The 15,288-nt window shown below is 64.8% G+C and carries 17 protein-coding genes; 14 read left to right on the forward strand and 3 right to left on the reverse strand.

Features of this window, described 5'->3' with window-relative positions:
• Nucleotides 1-10 precede the first annotated feature (10 nt).
• Nucleotides 11-1,171 carry a class I SAM-dependent methyltransferase gene (locus tag J8I26_RS21500; RefSeq protein WP_209609164.1) on the reverse strand — a complete coding sequence of 387 codons (1,161 nt, stop codon included), beginning with the start codon at nucleotides 1,169-1,171 and terminating at the stop codon, nucleotides 11-13.
• Between the two features lie 22 nt (nucleotides 1,172-1,193).
• Between J8I26_RS21500 and J8I26_RS21505 the strand changes: the two genes are divergently transcribed.
• The 5 genes from J8I26_RS21505 (at nucleotide 1,194) to J8I26_RS21525 (ending at nucleotide 5,010) form a co-directional block, all read left to right on the forward strand.
• A complete protein-coding gene (locus J8I26_RS21505; RefSeq protein ID WP_209609165.1) occupies nucleotides 1,194-1,973 on the forward strand; it encodes an SDR family oxidoreductase in 780 nt (259 codons plus the stop codon).
• An 18-nt stretch (nucleotides 1,974-1,991) separates the two neighbouring features.
• Nucleotides 1,992-2,387 carry a dihydroneopterin aldolase gene (locus tag J8I26_RS21510; RefSeq protein ID WP_209609166.1) on the forward strand — a complete coding sequence of 132 codons (396 nt, stop codon included), beginning with the start codon at nucleotides 1,992-1,994 and terminating at the stop codon, nucleotides 2,385-2,387.
• 17 nt (nucleotides 2,388-2,404) lie between these two features.
• Nucleotides 2,405-3,403, forward strand: coding sequence for a tRNA 2-thiocytidine(32) synthetase TtcA (gene ttcA, locus J8I26_RS21515; protein ID WP_209609167.1), 999 nt, complete (start codon nucleotides 2,405-2,407; stop codon nucleotides 3,401-3,403).
• Between the two features lie 289 nt (nucleotides 3,404-3,692).
• The gene (locus tag J8I26_RS21520; RefSeq protein ID WP_209609168.1) at nucleotides 3,693-4,562 is read left to right on the forward strand and encodes a phytanoyl-CoA dioxygenase family protein; all 870 of its coding nucleotides are present in this window, start codon (nucleotides 3,693-3,695) and stop codon (nucleotides 4,560-4,562) included.
• On the forward strand, nucleotides 4,549-5,010 hold the full coding sequence (locus J8I26_RS21525) for a FabA/FabZ family ACP-dehydratase (protein ID WP_209609169.1): 462 nt from the start codon (nucleotides 4,549-4,551) through the stop codon (nucleotides 5,008-5,010). The genes J8I26_RS21520 and J8I26_RS21525 overlap by 14 nt, the downstream gene beginning before the upstream one ends.
• A gap of 36 nt (nucleotides 5,011-5,046) precedes the next feature.
• Here the strand turns inward: J8I26_RS21525 and J8I26_RS21530 are convergent, their stop codons facing one another.
• Both J8I26_RS21530 and J8I26_RS21535 read right to left on the reverse strand, forming a co-directional pair.
• Nucleotides 5,047-5,697, reverse strand: coding sequence for a NeuD/PglB/VioB family sugar acetyltransferase (locus tag J8I26_RS21530; protein ID WP_209609170.1), 651 nt, complete (start codon nucleotides 5,695-5,697; stop codon nucleotides 5,047-5,049).
• Nucleotides 5,698-5,712: 15 nt separating this feature from the next.
• Nucleotides 5,713-6,750 (reverse strand): YhdH/YhfP family quinone oxidoreductase, encoded by a 1,038-nt coding sequence (locus J8I26_RS21535; RefSeq protein ID WP_209609171.1) that lies wholly within the window; start codon nucleotides 6,748-6,750, stop codon nucleotides 5,713-5,715.
• Nucleotides 6,751-7,120: 370 nt separating this feature from the next.
• Here J8I26_RS21535 and J8I26_RS21540 point away from each other — a divergent pair, with 370 nt between their 5' ends.
• The 9 genes from J8I26_RS21540 to J8I26_RS21580 all read left to right on the forward strand — a co-directional run bounded on the left by J8I26_RS21540 (nucleotide 7,121) and on the right by J8I26_RS21580 (nucleotide 15,253).
• The gene (locus tag J8I26_RS21540; RefSeq protein WP_209609172.1) at nucleotides 7,121-7,360 is read left to right on the forward strand and encodes an acyl carrier protein; all 240 of its coding nucleotides are present in this window, start codon (nucleotides 7,121-7,123) and stop codon (nucleotides 7,358-7,360) included.
• Between the two features lie 4 nt (nucleotides 7,361-7,364).
• A complete protein-coding gene (locus J8I26_RS21545) occupies nucleotides 7,365-8,786 on the forward strand; it encodes an AMP-binding protein (RefSeq protein WP_209609173.1) in 1,422 nt (473 codons plus the stop codon).
• Nucleotides 8,765-9,850: an acyl-protein synthetase gene (locus J8I26_RS21550; protein ID WP_209609174.1), complete on the forward strand. Its 1,086-nt coding sequence runs from the start codon at nucleotides 8,765-8,767 to the stop codon at nucleotides 9,848-9,850. The genes J8I26_RS21545 and J8I26_RS21550 overlap by 22 nt, the downstream gene beginning before the upstream one ends.
• Nucleotides 9,831-11,048, forward strand: coding sequence for an acyl-CoA reductase (locus J8I26_RS21555; protein WP_209609175.1), 1,218 nt, complete (start codon nucleotides 9,831-9,833; stop codon nucleotides 11,046-11,048). The genes J8I26_RS21550 and J8I26_RS21555 overlap by 20 nt, the downstream gene beginning before the upstream one ends.
• Nucleotides 11,049-11,083: 35 nt before the next feature.
• Nucleotides 11,084-11,557, forward strand: coding sequence for a 3-hydroxyacyl-ACP dehydratase FabZ (gene fabZ / locus J8I26_RS21560; RefSeq protein ID WP_209609176.1), 474 nt, complete (start codon nucleotides 11,084-11,086; stop codon nucleotides 11,555-11,557).
• Nucleotides 11,554-13,167, forward strand: coding sequence for a GMC family oxidoreductase (locus tag J8I26_RS21565; protein WP_209609177.1), 1,614 nt, complete (start codon nucleotides 11,554-11,556; stop codon nucleotides 13,165-13,167). Before fabZ ends, J8I26_RS21565 begins: the two co-directional genes overlap by 4 nt.
• Nucleotides 13,164-13,598: a hypothetical protein gene (locus J8I26_RS21570; RefSeq protein ID WP_209609178.1), complete on the forward strand. Its 435-nt coding sequence runs from the start codon at nucleotides 13,164-13,166 to the stop codon at nucleotides 13,596-13,598. The genes J8I26_RS21565 and J8I26_RS21570 overlap by 4 nt, the downstream gene beginning before the upstream one ends.
• Before the next feature lie 70 nt (nucleotides 13,599-13,668).
• Entirely contained in the window at nucleotides 13,669-14,409 is a 741-nt protein-coding gene (locus J8I26_RS21575; RefSeq protein ID WP_209609179.1) for a glucose 1-dehydrogenase, read from the forward strand.
• Between the two features lie 13 nt (nucleotides 14,410-14,422).
• Entirely contained in the window at nucleotides 14,423-15,253 is an 831-nt protein-coding gene (locus tag J8I26_RS21580; RefSeq protein ID WP_245200455.1) for a transketolase, read from the forward strand.
• Nucleotides 15,254-15,288 lie beyond the last annotated feature (35 nt).

Genomic DNA, 15,288 nt, shown 5'->3' on the forward strand with positions numbered 1-15,288 from the left:
GCCGTTCTCCTCACAGACGATGGGTGCGGTCGTGGCGCAGCATGCGCTGCGGCCATTCGGCGTTCTTGCCGATCACCAGCACCTTGAACAACTCGCCCATCTCGGCCGGCGAAATCAGTTTTTGCATAGCATTAGCCTGCGGCAGGTATTGCAGGCTCTGTTCGGGCGAGGTGCGCAGCAGCAGCTCGCCGATGCCGGCGTTGAGCAGGAAGGCGCCCTGGCTGGTGTAGGCCAGCACTTCGGCGCCCTCTTCCACCGCGGCGATCGCCATGGCGGTGAAGTCGACGTGGGCGGTGATGTCCTGCAGGCCGGGCCACCAGAACGGATCGTCATGGGAGTGATGGCGGTAGTGGCACATCAGCGTGCCGGCCGAGCGGTCGTGCAAATAGTATTCGGCCGCCGGGAAACCATAGTCCGGCAAGATCGCCACTGCCCCCGAACCGCCGGCCACCATGCGCGCCAGCGTGCGCATGAAACCGGTGGCCACCGGGGCCAGCTCGGTCACATACGCCTCAGGCAATTCGTCGGCCTCGGGAATCTGCGCCACCGGCAGGCCGTCAACCGCGCGGTCTTCATAGCGGAAGTTGCCCGCCGCGTCGACCGCCACGCCGCGCTCCAGCCAGCCCTGCGCCGACTTGACCGCCAGCCGCACCGGCATCGCGTCCAGCACTTCGTTGCCGACCACCACGCCGGAGAAGCTCTCGGGCAACGCGTCCAGCCACTCGACCAGGACCGCGAACTCGCCCAGCGTTTCCTTCTGGCGCGCGCGCAGCTGGGCCGATATTTCCACGATGAAATATTTCTTCGGCAATTGCCCGCGCGACTTCAGTTCAGTGAGGATGTCGAGCGCCAATTTGCCGGTGCCAGCCCCGAATTCGAGGAAAACATTGGCAAGCGCTTCACTTTCATTGATCAGTTCTGTCGCCAAATGCGCCAAAGTCGCGCCAAACAGGGGCGAAATTTCCGGGGCGGTTGTAAAATCACCGTCTTTGCCCAATTTGGCCGATCCGCCGCTGTAATAGCCCACTTGCGGCGCGTACAGCGCCAGCTCCATGTAGCGTTCGAAGGAAATCCAGCCACCCGCCGCGGCGATCTCGCCGGCGATCAGCTGTTTCAGAGAGTGCGAGGCGGCCTGTGCGTCGGCGCCCGGTTCAGGTAGTTGCAGTTGCATGGGCCGTATTGTATTTGAACTTATGGAATCCCAAACCCATCCCCAAAGCTCGGCCCGCGTGGCGCTGGTCACCGGCGCCGCGCGTCGTATCGGCCGCCACATCGCCCTGGCGCTGGCGCGCGCCGGCTGGGACGTGGCCGTGCATTACAACCGTTCACGCGACGAAGCCGACGAAGTCGTGCGCGAAATCGAAGCCCTGGGCCGCCGCGCGCTGGCCGTGCGCGCCGAGCTGGGCAATGAGGACGAGGTGCGTGGCCTGCTGGCGCAGACGGCGCCGCTGGGGCGCGTGTCCTGCATCGTGAACAACGCCTCGCTGTTCGACTTCGACGACGCCGCCAGCTTCGGCAACGACCGCCTGCAGCTGCACATGGCCGCCAACGTCGGCGCGCCGGTGCTGCTGGCGCAGGCGCTGTACGAGGCCACCCCGGCCGACAGCCAGGCGGTGGTGGTCAACCTGCTGGACCAGAAACTGTACAATCCCAACCCCGATTACCTGTCGTATACGCTGTCCAAGGCTGCGCTGCACAGCGCCACCACGCTGCTGGCGCAAGCGCTGGCGCCGCGCGTGCGGGTGGTGGGCGTGGCGCCCGGCCTCACCATGGTCTCGGGCGACCAGACCAACGAGCAGTTCGGCCGTGCGCACCAGGTCACCCCGCTGGGCAAGAGCAGCACGCCCGACGACGTGGCCGCCGCGGTCTGCTACGTGGCGTCGGCGCAGGCCGTCACCGGCACCACGCTGCTGGTCGACGGCGGCCAGCATTTGCTTCCCCTTTCGCGCGACGTCATGTTCGTGGCGAAGTAATTTTTATCTCTATTCATCATGTTCTTCGCATCCCATCCTTCCCTGCAAGATTGCCGCCGCGTGTTCCTGCGCAACTACGAGGTGTTCATCAACATCGGCGTGCACGAATTCGAAAAGAAGGGTGAGCAGCGCATCCTGATCAACGTGGATTTGTATGTCCCGCTGGCCGACACCACCCCCAAGGCCGACCAGCTCGACGAAGTGGTGGACTACGACTTCATCCGCTCCACCATCGCCCGCCGCATGGCCCAGGGCCACATCCATCTGCAGGAAACCCTGTGCGACGACGTGATGGACGCCATGCTGGCGCATCCCATGGTGCGCGCGGTGCGCGTGTCGACCGAGAAGCCGGACGTCTATCCGGACTGCGACTCGGTGGGCGTGGAAACCTTCCGCATCAAGAGCGGCAACTGAACCAGACAGGCAGGATCATGAACGACCGACTTCCTCCCTCCGCCGAGATGGCCAACCTGGCCGATCTCCCTGACTTGGCCGATCCCGCCCACGAGGCGCACGCCGATACCTGCAGCAATACTGGCGACACGCCGGCCGGCAACGAAGTGACGACCAAGGGCTCGCGCCGCTTCGAGATCCTGGAAAAAGGCATCCGCCGCATGGCCGGCAAGGCCATCGCCGACTTCGGCATGATCGAGGATGGCGACGTCATCATGGCCTGCATGTCCGGCGGCGCCGACAGCTACACCATGCTGGAAACGCTGCGCTACCTGCAAAGCGTGGCGCCGGTCCACTTCGAGATCATCGCCGTCAACCTGGACCAGAAGCAGCCGGGCTTCCCGGAGCACATCCTGCCGGAATATTTCCAGCGTATCGGCGTGCGCTACCGCATCGTCGAAGAAGACACCTACAGCATCGTCAAAGAGAAGATCGCACCGGGCAAGACCACCTGCTCGCTGTGCTCGCGCCTGCGCCGCGGGATCCTCTATCGCGTGGCCAAAGAACTGGGCGCCACCAAGATCGCGCTGGGCCATCACCGCGACGACATCCTGCACACCTTCATGCTCAATATGTTCTACGGCGGCAAGATCAAGACCATGCCGCCCAAGCTGATCGCCGACGACGGGGAGAACATCGTGATCCGCCCGTTGGCCTATTGCCGCGAACCGGACATCAAGAAATACGCCGCGGCGATGGAATTCCCCATCATCCCCTGCAACCTGTGCGGCTCGCAGCCCAACCTGCAACGCCAGGCCATGCGGGAGATGCTCAACCAGTGGGAAAAGACCAATCCGCTGTGGATCAAGAGCATGTTCACGGCGATGGCCAACATCACCCCGTCGCACATGCTGGATCGCTCGCTGTTCGACTTCGCCAGCTTCCAGGCTCTGGCCGGCAAGGAAGCCGCCGGCGACACCTTGTTCGACCGTGACGACAAGCCCGACAGCGCTCAGACGGTCGTGACCCTGCTCTGAGCCTTGCCCGGCAGTGGCGGCCCGTTGAGTCGGGCTTTTCTTGATCAACAGCAAATACATGGGATTGGATGCCAAATACCCTGCTGATTCTCGCTTGCGGGCGGCAGTCCATATGGTCTAATCTGACCATCGCGGTTGATGCCCTGGAGCGCCGTGCAGGGGAAGAACGACGCCGGCCATGCCGTCCCGGCAACCCGACCTTCGACTTCCTCCCCGGCCGGTAACGGACACTTGATCGCCAGGATCGGTGCAACCCATTACTTCACTCTCTCCCTCAGGAAGTCACGCCATGAAAGATGCCGTAGCGCGCGATGCAATAAAGATCAAGGCCCCCTTCGCCGAGTTGCAGGAAGCTGTCCGCAACGACAGGCTCATCGGCAAGGATGTCGACCTCACCAGCCTGCAGCGCTATGGCGTTCGGGTCGTGAAGCAGCACTTCAGCAAGGCGCTCATTGCGGAAATGGCGCAGCATTTCCACACACTGCTGGCCTCCGGCGACATCAAGCGCAGCGCGGCGCACCGCACGGAGGTGCGCTTTCGCGACGACCAGCCGTTCGCAAAAATCATCGAGAACCAGGAATTCCTGTCGCTGGCGCGCCCGCTCTTCGACGGCGAGATCGCGCTTGATTTCATGCGCATCGTCAAGAAGGACACGGTCGACCGCGATCCGGTGTTCCTGCACCAGGACGCCGGTTATCAGGTCGGCCGTTATGACGCGTACTCGATCTTCATCGCCCTCACCAATTGCGGTCCCGACAACGGCGGCCTGGCCTTTTATCCAGGCTCGCTCAACTATGGCCACCTGGGCGACGTCGGCGGCATCGCCCCGATCCTGCCGCCCGAATACCCCTTGCTGCATCCGGCGCTGGAAGCCGGCGACGCGGTGATCATGCACGCCGGCACCTGGCATTTCTCCACGCCGAACCGCACCGGTGACGACCGCGTGTACCTGGAGGTCAACATCCGTTCGGCCGACGACCCCGGCGCCAAGCAATTGCTGGGCTGCGAAGAAAAGCGCGAATGGATCCTGAACATCTCGGTCAGCGACCTCTTCGAGAGCTCGCGTGAACAGCGAATGAAAGCCCTGTATCAGGAGATCGCCCGCCTGAAGCAGGAGCTGGCAGAAATCAAGGACGCGCCTCAGGATGCCACTCACTAAGCTGGACCTCGAAAGGATCCTCGACATCACGGATCCTTTCCTGATGATCGATGCTGTGCCGGAACTGACGCCGGGAAAGACCTGCCATGCGCAGCTCAGCGTCGCACCGGACGAGTGGTTCATGACCTGTCACCTGACCAGGTCGCCCGTCATGCCCGGCGTGCTGCAGGCGGAAGTGATGTTGCAGGCCTTCGCGCTGCCGGTACTGACCGATGCTGGTCACGAAGGATTGCAGAGCTATCTCAGGAATTTCGAGCTGGCGCTGTACAAGAAGGTCGAACGCCGCGCCGCCCCTTTCATCCTGGACGCCAACGCCACGATCACCGATGCCCGCCGCGGCATCTACAAAGGGACGGCCGAGCTGCGCCTGGAGGGAGAACTGGTGGCCGCGCTCAAGGTCACCATGGTGTCGCCGCACGCGATGGCAGCTCCCCGCGCCGCCTCCTGAACAGGTGCGGCGACCGCCGGTAGCTGCCGGCGCTTGTTACTTGAAGACCTTCCGGTCCACGTTCTGCACCATCGCCCGGGCCGGATTGCCCAGCGCCACCAAGCCCGGCTCCAGACTCGTGAACAGACTGGCGCCCATGCCCACGATGGCGTGATCGCCGACCTGGATCTTCTCCTTCACGGTCGCGCCCATTCCGACAAAAGCCTCTTGCCCGACGACGCTTGCGCCGCCGACCGAGACCCCGCTCGAAATCACGCTGTGCGCGCCCAGTACCGCGTCGTGGCCGATCACTGAATTGATCTGCACGATCACGTTGGCCTCCAGCCGCGTCAGGCTGGACACGAATACGCCCGGCCAGATCACGCAACCCGGCGCGATGTCAGCCGAGGGCGAAACCGTGGCGCCGGGATCGATGACCCGCGCCAGCGCCACGCCGGCCGCCGTCACCTTGTCGTGCAACGTGCGGCGATGCCTGGGTTCGCCCTGGGCAATCACGCACTCAAAGGGCGCCTGTTCGCGCAGCATGTCGTCGAAGCGCAGCACCGGCATGCCGTAGTACTCGCGCTCTTCGCGGACGTCGTCGACGAAGCGGATCTGCTCCCACTGCTGCTGGCGCTGATTGATCCGGTGCACGATGTCCGCAATCTCGCAGCCAGTGCCGCCGGAGCCGTAAATGAAGAGATTCATGAGCTTGGATTTTCGTTAGATCAAGGAGACCACCAGACGCCCCGTCTGAGTGCCAGCCAGCATCCGCCCGATGCCATCCGACAGCTCATCGAGGCCGATGGTCGTTGCCAGCCCGGACAGCACGGCGGGCTTCCAGTCGCCTGCCATGCGCGCCCAGATCCGCTGGCGGTGCGCCATGTCGGTCGCTTCGGAGAAGATACCGGTCAGCCGGACGCCGCGCAGGATGAAAGGCAGCACAGTCATGCTCAGTTGCTGGGATCCCGCATTGCCGGTAGCGACCACGGTGCCGCGCTCCTTGCATTGTCGGATCAGCGTGGCCAGGGTATTGCCGCCGACGGCGTCGATGGCGCCGGCCCAGTCCTGGGCCAGCATATTGCGACCGGAATTATCGTCGACGACCTCGCGCCCGACGATACGGGCGGCGCCGATGGCCTCCAGGAAAGCGTGCGACTGCGCTTTTCCGGTCGCCGCCACCGCCTCGTAGCCGAGGTGCGCCAGCATCGCAATGGCCACGCTCCCCACACCGCCGGTGGCGCCGGAAATGATGATGGGGCCACAGCCGGGCATGAGCCCGTCATGTTGCAGCGCCTCCAACGCCAGCGCGGCGGTATAGCCGGCAGTGCCGTAGATCATGCTTTCGTGCAGGCTCAGGCCGTCGGGCAAGGGCATGGCCCAGGCGGCGGGACAGCGCACATACTGGCCGAAGCCACCAGGCATGTTCACGCCAAGACCCTTGCTGCACGCCACCACTACCGCATCTCCCGGCCGAAACAACGGCGAGGCGCTTTGCTCCACGACCCCCGCCGCATCTACCCCGGGGGTGTGAGGAAAATGCCGCGTCACGCCGGGATTGCCCGTGGCCGAGAGGCAATCCTTGTAATTCACCGAGGAATAATGCACCCGGATGAGCAGCTCGCCGGCGGGCAGGTCCGCCGTGTGGCGCTCGTCCACGGCATGCCGGAAGGTCTTGTCTTCCTGCTTGTGCACGACAAAGGCGTTGAATGAGGTCATTGGCTTGGCTGTTGATGAGGCGCGCGCCTTGCCGCGCGCCATGCGATTCTACTCCACGCCGGGAGCGGCCGAGGACGGCGAAGCGAGGGAAGAATGCGGCAAATTGGAGGGTTTTTGCGTTTTAGCTCTCCGCATCAACCCGCCCCGCCAGACGGCATACTCCGCACGAGGAATTTCAGGCTCAGCGGACCAGGGGCCGGGCGCCCGCCTCCGGCGCCGGGCCATGCCGAAGGCGATGTCACCCGGACAACCGCCATGCCCCCATCGATTGCCGGCCACGGCGGATCGCATTCGCGCGGCATTCCAGCCGTTCGGGGCGATATCCCGCATAATGTGAGCACGCCCGGCAATCGCGCTCGCGCGGCCTGCCCCGACACCGACCGCAAGGTCTTCAATCACATTGGTAACGGACATGACTAACAGGGAAACATACGACAAGGTATTCATCGACTGCTTCGCCGTCGCGCAGGATCAGCTTAACGAGAAGTTCGTCTACCAGTGCGTCACGGCCTGGGATTCGGTGGGTCACATGGGCATGATCGCGGCGCTGGAAGACGCGTTCGGCATCATGATGGAAACCGAAGACATCATCGAATTCGGCTCGTACACCATCGGCATCGAAAAGCTCAAGAAATACGGCGTCGAGGTGTAAGGCCATGAGAGAAGGCCTCGTCAGTCGCGAGCACCCGCTGCGCCCCGCCCTTATCGAAGAGGACGGTCGCACGCTGAGCTACGCCGCGCTGCACGAGGCCATCGACCAGGGAGCCGGACAGTTTCCGCCCGGCGAACTGTTGTTCATCGTCGGCGGCAACGACCTGGCGACAATGCTGTGCTACCTGCGCGCTCAGCGCGGCGGCGCGGTGGCGCTGTTGCTGGAGCGCACCATGCCGCGTGAAGCACTGGCGCGCCTGGTTGGTACATACGCGCCATCGCTGGTGTTCGCACCGGCATCGATACTGGATTTTCCTGACGACGCCCTGCAGCTGCACGAAGAAGGCGAATACGGCCTGTATCGCCTGCGATCTGCGCCAACCGGGGCGCAGGCGCTGCACCCTGATCTCGGCCTGCTGCTGGCCACCTCCGGCTCGACCGGATCGCCCAAACTGGTGCGTCTGAGCATGGCAAACCTGGCCGCCAATGCCGGCTCGATCGCGCAATTCCTCGACATCACTTGCGAGGAGCGCGCGGTGACCTCGCTGCCGCTCAATTATTCCTACGGCCTGTCCGTCATCAACAGCCACCTGTACGCCGGCGCGGCCGTCGTGCTGACCAACCGCTCGCTGATGGACACCAAGTTCTGGCAGCTGGTGCGTGACCAGCGCATCACCAGCTTTGCCGGCGTACCGTTCAGCTACGACATGTTGCTCAAGCTAAGGCTGGCCCGCATCGACATGCCTTCCGTAAGAACCCTGACCCAGGCCGGCGGTCGCCTGGACGCCGCGAAGATGCTGCAGGTCGCGCAGATCTGTCGCGACAAGGGCATCCGCTTCGTGCCGATGTACGGTCAGACCGAAGCCACCGCGCGCATCGCGTGGCTTGCCCCGGAAGACGTCGAGCGCAAGCCCGGCAGCATCGGCCGCGCCATTCCGGCCGGCCGTCTGTGGCTGGAAAGCGATGATGGCCGCGTGCTGGAGCGACCAGGCGACACCGGCGAACTGATGTACGCCGGGCCCAACGTCTCGCTGGGCTACGCGGAGAGCGCCGCCGACCTGGCGCTGGGCGACGTCAACGGCGGCGTGCTGCGCACCGGCGACATCGCTCGTTTCGACGAGGATGGCTGTTTCTATATTGAAGGTCGCCGACAGCGGTTCCTGAAAATTTTCGGCGTGCGCATCTCGCTCGATGCGACCGAGCGCATCCTGGCCGAGCTGGGCATCACCGGCGCCGCGCACGGCGTCGACGACCGGCTGACGATTCACGCTGTTGGGGCGGATCAGTGGGACGCGCCGACGCTGCGCGCCGAACTGGCGCGGCGCATCGGCGTGCACCCGACGGCGATCACGGTCGCCACGCTGGACGAGCTGCCGCGCCTGCCCACGGGAAAGGTGGACTACGCATGTCTGACCCGACTGACCTGAGCGACGACGTCCTGCAGTGGCCGCCCTACGGCCTGGCGCAGGCGGATAAACAAGCGCTGCTGCTGCGCGAGATGAACCGCCTGACCGCGCTGCACGAGGCCAACTGCGCCCCCTATCGCACGGTGCTCGAGAAATTCCATTTCGCGCGGCCGGCTTCCTCCATGGCTGACATACCGATGCTGCCGGTACGACTGTTCAAGCACGAAAAGCTGCTCAGCGTGCCGCCGGCCGACGTCGTCAAAACCATGACCTCGTCCGGCACCAGCGGCCAGAGCGTGTCGCAGATCTTCCTCGATCGCCACACCGCGCTGCTGCAGACCAAGGTCTTGTCGCGCATCGTCGGCGATCTGATCGGGCCAAAGCGGCTGCCGATGCTGGTGATCGACTGCCGAGCAACGGTGGCCGACCGCTATCGTTTTTCTGCGCGCACGGCCGGCATCCAGGGCTTTTCCATGTTCGGGCGCGACGTCGAATTCGCGCTCGACGACGACATGTCGCTCAACACCGACCGTGTGCGCGCCTTCCTCGACAAGCATGCCGGCCAGCCGATTCTGATGTTCGGCTTCACCTTCGTGGTCTGGCTGCACCTGGTGCTGGCGCTCGAAGCTGCCGGAGAGACGCTGCCGCTGGAACACGGCATCCTGATCCACGGCGGCGGCTGGAAGCAGCTCCTCTCGCAAGCGGTCAGCCCGGAAGAGTTCCGCCGGCGCATCGGCGGCGTCACCGGCCTGGCGCGCGTGCACAATTACTACGGCATGGTCGAACAGACCGGTTCGATCTTCGTGGAGTGCGAGCACGGGTGCCAGCATGCATCGTCCTGGTCGGACGTGATCATCCGCGACCCGGTGGACTTCGGCGTCCTGCCACCGGGACGACGTGGACTGATCCAGTTGCTGTCGGTTATCCCGCACAGCTATCCCGGGCATTCCCTGCTCAGCGAAGACGAGGGCGAACTCGTCGGTATCGACGATTGTCCCTGCGGTCGCAAAGGCGCCTACTTCAAGATCCACGGCCGCATCCAGAACGCCGAAACGAGAGGGTGCAGTGATACTTATACCGCCTGACATCCGCGCCCGGATGGAGATCCTGGCCGGCGACCCGGCGGCGGTGTCGGCCACGCCCGCGCCGGTGTTCGACGCGGTGCGCCTGGATTTTCTGGCCGACCTGTCGCGCGCGCTGCTGGCCCATCCCCAGGTGCGCACCCTGCCCGACGTGGTCGGCTTCGCGTACTGGTGCCGTCGCGCCAACCTGGCGCAACTGGCGGCACGCGCCGCCAAACGCGATGACACCCGCATGGGGCTGGGACTGTCGTTCCACATCTGCCCGTCCAACGTCCCGGTCAATTTTGCCTTCTCGCTGGCGTTCGGCCTCTTGTCAGGCAACACCTGCGTGCTGCGCCTGTCGTCGAAGCCGTCGGAAACCACGGACCGGATCCTCGCAGCGATCGTCCCGCTGCTGACGGAACCGAAATACGCCGCGCTGTCGCGGGATATCCTCGTGACCCGCTTTGGACATGACGACAACATCAACCGCTTCTGGCTGAACCTGGCCGACGCACGCATCGTCTGGGGCGGCGATGCCACCGTGGCGCACATGCGCAGCCTTCCCTGCCGGCCCCGCTCGCGCGAGGTAGCCTTCCCTGACCGCTACTCGTTCTGCGCGCTGGGGCCGCAGGCCGTGCTGGCGCTGGACGATGCCGGCCTGGCAACCCTGTGCGGCCAGCTCTACAACGACTTGTACCTGATGGATCAGGCAGCCTGCTCCTCGCCGCAGCTGGTGGCATGGATAGGCACAGCCAATGACGTCGCCGCCGCGCAAGCTCGTCTGTGGCCGGCGCTGGCTGCCCATGCGCGCACGCGCTACACCCAGCAGCCGGTGCGCATGATGGACAAATACGTCGATGCCTGCCGCCACGCGCTGGGCAACGAGCGTGTCGCCGACGTCACCCGGCACGGCAATATTCTTTACCGCATCGGACTATCCGGCCTGGCGCAGGACCAGGATAGCCAGCGCGGCTATTGCGGCACGGTGCACGAGGTTGTCCTCGACTCGCTCGACGCGCTCGCCCCGGTGATCAACGAGCGCTACCAGACCCTCACCTATTTCGGCCTCGACCGCAGCCTGCTGCGCGAATTCGTCGTCGGCCAGCGGTTGCGCGGCATTGATCGGGTGGTGCCGGCCGGCCGCGCGCTGGACATGGATATCGTGTGGGACGGCTACGACATCGCGGCCACCCTGTCGCGGGTCGTCGATATTCAGTGACTGGAACGGATTCCAGCGCTACAACGGAGAAACAGATGGAAAGCTTCAGCCTCAATTGCGTCGAACTTCAGGCTTACCAGCCCAACCGCTACCCCTTCCTGATGATCGACCACGTCGACGAGGTGCTGCCAGGGAAATACGCGCGCGGCTACAAGAACCTGACCATGAATGAATGGTATTTCCCGGTGCATTTCCCGGGTGGCCCCAACATGCCGGGCGCGCTCCAACTTGAGGCGCTGGCGCAGATGCTGACGGTGGCGATCACTACCCTGCCCGGGCTCAAGGGCATGGTCACCCACGCATTGCAGCACACGGTGCGCTATCGCAAGGAAGTGCTGCCCGGAAAGAAATTTGAAATCGAAACAGAGGTGCTTTCGTGGCGCCGCGGCATCTGCAAAGGTCGCGGCGTAGCGCGGGTGGACGGCGAAATCGCCTGCGAGGCCGACATGCTGATCACGATCCCCGAGATCCTCGAACAGTTCCTGCCGGCCAAACCCACGCACGCATGAAGGAAGTCGCAGACATCGTCATCGTCGGCTCGGGTGCCAGCGGGGCCGCTGCGGCCTGGTCGCTCTCGCGCATGCCTGGCGTGCGGATCGTCTGCCTCGAGCAGGGCGACCGCACCCGCCCGGCAGAGTATCCATCCACCCGCACCGACTGGGAACTGGAGCGCCACGGCGCCTACAGCCCGAATCCCTCGGTGCGCCAGAATCCGGCGGACTACCCGATCGACGACTCGGCGTCCCCGATCTCGATCGCCAATTTCAATGGCTTCGGCGGCAGCACCATTTTGTATTCGGCGCACTTCCCGCGCTTTCATCCATCCGACTTCCGCACGCGCAGCCTGGACGGCGTGGGCGATGATTGGCCGCTCGACTACACCGATCTCCAGCCTTATTTCGACGAAAACGAACGCATGATGGGCGTGGCCGGCCTGGTCGGCGACACCGCCAATCCGGATTACGACTCGCTATTGCCGCCGCTGCCGCTGGGTCAGGCCGGGCAGGCCATGGCGCGCGCTTTCAACACGCTGGGCTGGCACTGGTGGCCCTCGTACGCTGCCATCAACACCCACCGGCATGGCAATCGCGGCGCCTGCATCAACCTCGGCCCGTGCAACACCGGCTGCGCGCAGGGCGCGAAAGCCAGCGTGGACGTCACCTACTGGCCGCTGGCGCTGCGCCAGGGCGTGGAGGTGCGCACCCGCTGCCGCGTCACCGACATCACGCTGGATGATCGCGGCCTCGCCAACGGCGTGCTGTATCACGACCGCGAGGGCAAGCAGGTGCGCCTCGACGCGCGCGTGGTGGTGGTGGCCTGCAGCGGCGTCGGCACGCCGCGGCTGCTGCTGAATTCGACCTCCAGCGCCTTTCCAAACGGCCTGCTCAACGACAACGGCCTGGTCGGTCGCAACCTGATGCTGCACCCGCTGGCCTACACCGAGGGCGTGTTCGAAAACGACCTGCGTTCCAGCATCGGCCCCCACGGCGCATGCATGCTGAGCCAACAGTTTTATGAGACGGCCGCCGAGCGCGGCTTCGTGCGCGGCTACACGATGCAGGTATTGCGCGGCGCGCCGCCGGCGGAAACCGCCGTCACCGGTTACTTCATGCGGCAGATCCCGCTGGGGCCGGACCACCACCGCCGTTTCGCCCAGCTGTTCAACCGCACGGTCGGCATCTCGGTGATCACCGAAGATTTGCCCGAACCGGAAAACCGCATCGAACTCGACCGCGACCACACTGACGCCGACGGCATGCCAGGCGTGAAGGTGTTCTATCAGCTGGGCGAGAACACCAGTCGCATGCTCAAGCACGGCATCGACGCCAGCAAGGAAGTGTTTGCGGCGGCAGGCGCCAGGGTGGTGTCCTCGTTCGGACCGGTGCGACATACCGGCTGGCACATCATGGGAACGGCCCGCATGGGCGACGATCCGGCGACCTCGGTGGTCAACCGCTACGGCCAGGCGCATGCAGTGAAGAACCTGTTCATCGTCGACAGCAGCATCTTCGTCACCGCCGGCGCGGTCAATCCGGTGGCGACGGCGCAGGCGCTGACGCTGATGGCCTGCGATCACCTGGTGCGCAACCGGGATACGCTGCTGGGAGCGGCGCCATGACCGCCATCAGGATCGACCTCGTACTGGACGCCATCTTGCCGGGCGATGTCGCTCTCGGCCTGCCGGCCGCCTCAGCCACGGACTTCGAAGGCTACCAGCTGCGCCATCGCGTCACCGGCCAGATCGACGCCTTCCTCACGGTGCTGGCGCGTGTGGCGCAGGAGCGCTTCGGGCAACCGTTCGGGGCGCTCGACGACGCCACCCGGCTGGCCGCCGTCAACGCCTGTAAAATCGCTGATGTCCGCGCGTTTTCTGCGTTCGTGACGCACGCGATGCGGGCGTATTACACCGACCCGCGCGTACTGGCGACGATCTCGTCGGATCCGTCGCCGCCGTTCCCGGCGGGCGCGGAACTTCCGGAGGACGATTGGACGATACTGGAGCCGGTCTTCGAGCGCGGCCCCATCTGGCGTCGCATCGACGCCGGATAAGAACATCACAAGCGCGACATGACGGCGCGCAAGACCAGCCCGACAACGAACAGGAAAACAGGATTGCCCCATGTTGCTCACCGACAAGACCGCCATCGTCACCGGCGCCAATCGCGGCATCGGCGAAGCCATTGCCAGGATCTTTCTGGCCAACGGCGCACGGGTGATCGCTTGCGTGCGCGACGCCGAGGCTGCCCGATCCTGGCTGGCCACACTCGATCCCTCGCATGCGCAGCGCGTCCAGCTGGCGCAGCTCGACCTGGGCGATGAAGCCTCCATCAAGGCCGCCATCAAGACCATCGCCGGCCTGGCGCCACGCATCGATGTGCTGGTCAACAATGCCGGCACCGCCAGCGGCGCGATCATGCAGCTGACCTCCATGGCCGAGCTGCGGCGTTTGTTCGAAATCAATTTCTTCGGCCAGATCCTGTTCACGCAAGGCCTGGCAAGGCTCATGGCGCGCAACAAGGCCGGCTCCATCATCAACCTCAGCTCGACCGCCGCGCTGATCGCCGATCCGGGCACACTGGGCTACGGCGCCAGCAAGGCGGCGTTCGCGCGCGCCACGCAGAGCATGGCCACCGAGCTGGGCGCCAGCGGCATCCGCGTCAACGCCATCGCGCCAGGTCCGACCCGCACCGACATGTTCGAGCAGATGGCGCCTGCCGCGCGCGAACAACTTATCGCGTCATCCGCACTGAAGCGGGCGGCAGAACCGCAGGACATCGCCAATGTCGCGCTGTTCCTCGCATCCGATCTTTCATCCTTCGTCACCGGGCAGACCCTGCGCGTGGACGGCGGCATCGTTTAACCAAGGATCCATCATGAGTGCCTATTCCGACATCGACCGCATGGCGCTGTTCATGCGCCGGAAAATCCTCGACATCAGCCACCATTGCAACCTGAGCACCCATCTGGGCGGCGGACTGTCGATGGTGGAGATCATGGCCACGCTGTACGCGCGCGTGCTGCGTTACGACAACAAGAACCCGCGCTGGGACCAGCGCGACCGTTTCATCCTGAGCAAAGGCCATGGCGTGCTCGGTTACTTCCCGGCGCTGCTGGCGGCAGGCTTCATCGACGAAGAGACCTTCAACTCCTTCCAGACCAACAGCAGCGACCTGATCGCACACCCGGTCATGAACCTCGACCTCGGCATCGAATCATCCAACGGCAGCCTGGGGCAGGGCTTGTCGATGGGCGTCGGGGTCGCGCTGGCGGCCCGCAAGAAGCAGCAGCCCTACCGCGTGTTCGTTTATCTCGGCGATGGCGAATGCAATGAGGGTTCGGTGTGGGAGGCGCTGATGTCGGCGGCTCAGCTGCAACTGGACAATCTGGTGATCGTGATCGATTACAACAAGCTGCAAAGCGACGGCGACGCCCGGCAGATCATCGACTTCGGCGACCTGGCGTCACGCCTGCGCAGCTTCGGCTGGGATGTGCACGATGTCGACGGGCACAACGTCGACCAGCTGGTCGGCGCCTTCGAAGCGGCGCCGGTCGCCGGCAAGCCCCGTGCACTGGTCGCGCACACGGTCAAGGGCAAGGGAATTTCCTTCATGGAACACAACAATGAGTGGCACCACAACCGCCTGACGCGCGCCAATTATGATCTGGCGCTCGCCGAGCTGGCGCCCGAACAACCGCTGGTCTGATACCGCATCCCGGTGCGGGCGCCGCAGAGCGCGCC

It is taken from the genome of Herbaspirillum sp. LeCh32-8 (genome assembly GCF_017814915.1).
In the GTDB taxonomy this organism is placed as follows: domain Bacteria; phylum Pseudomonadota; class Gammaproteobacteria; order Burkholderiales; family Burkholderiaceae_D; genus Herbaspirillum.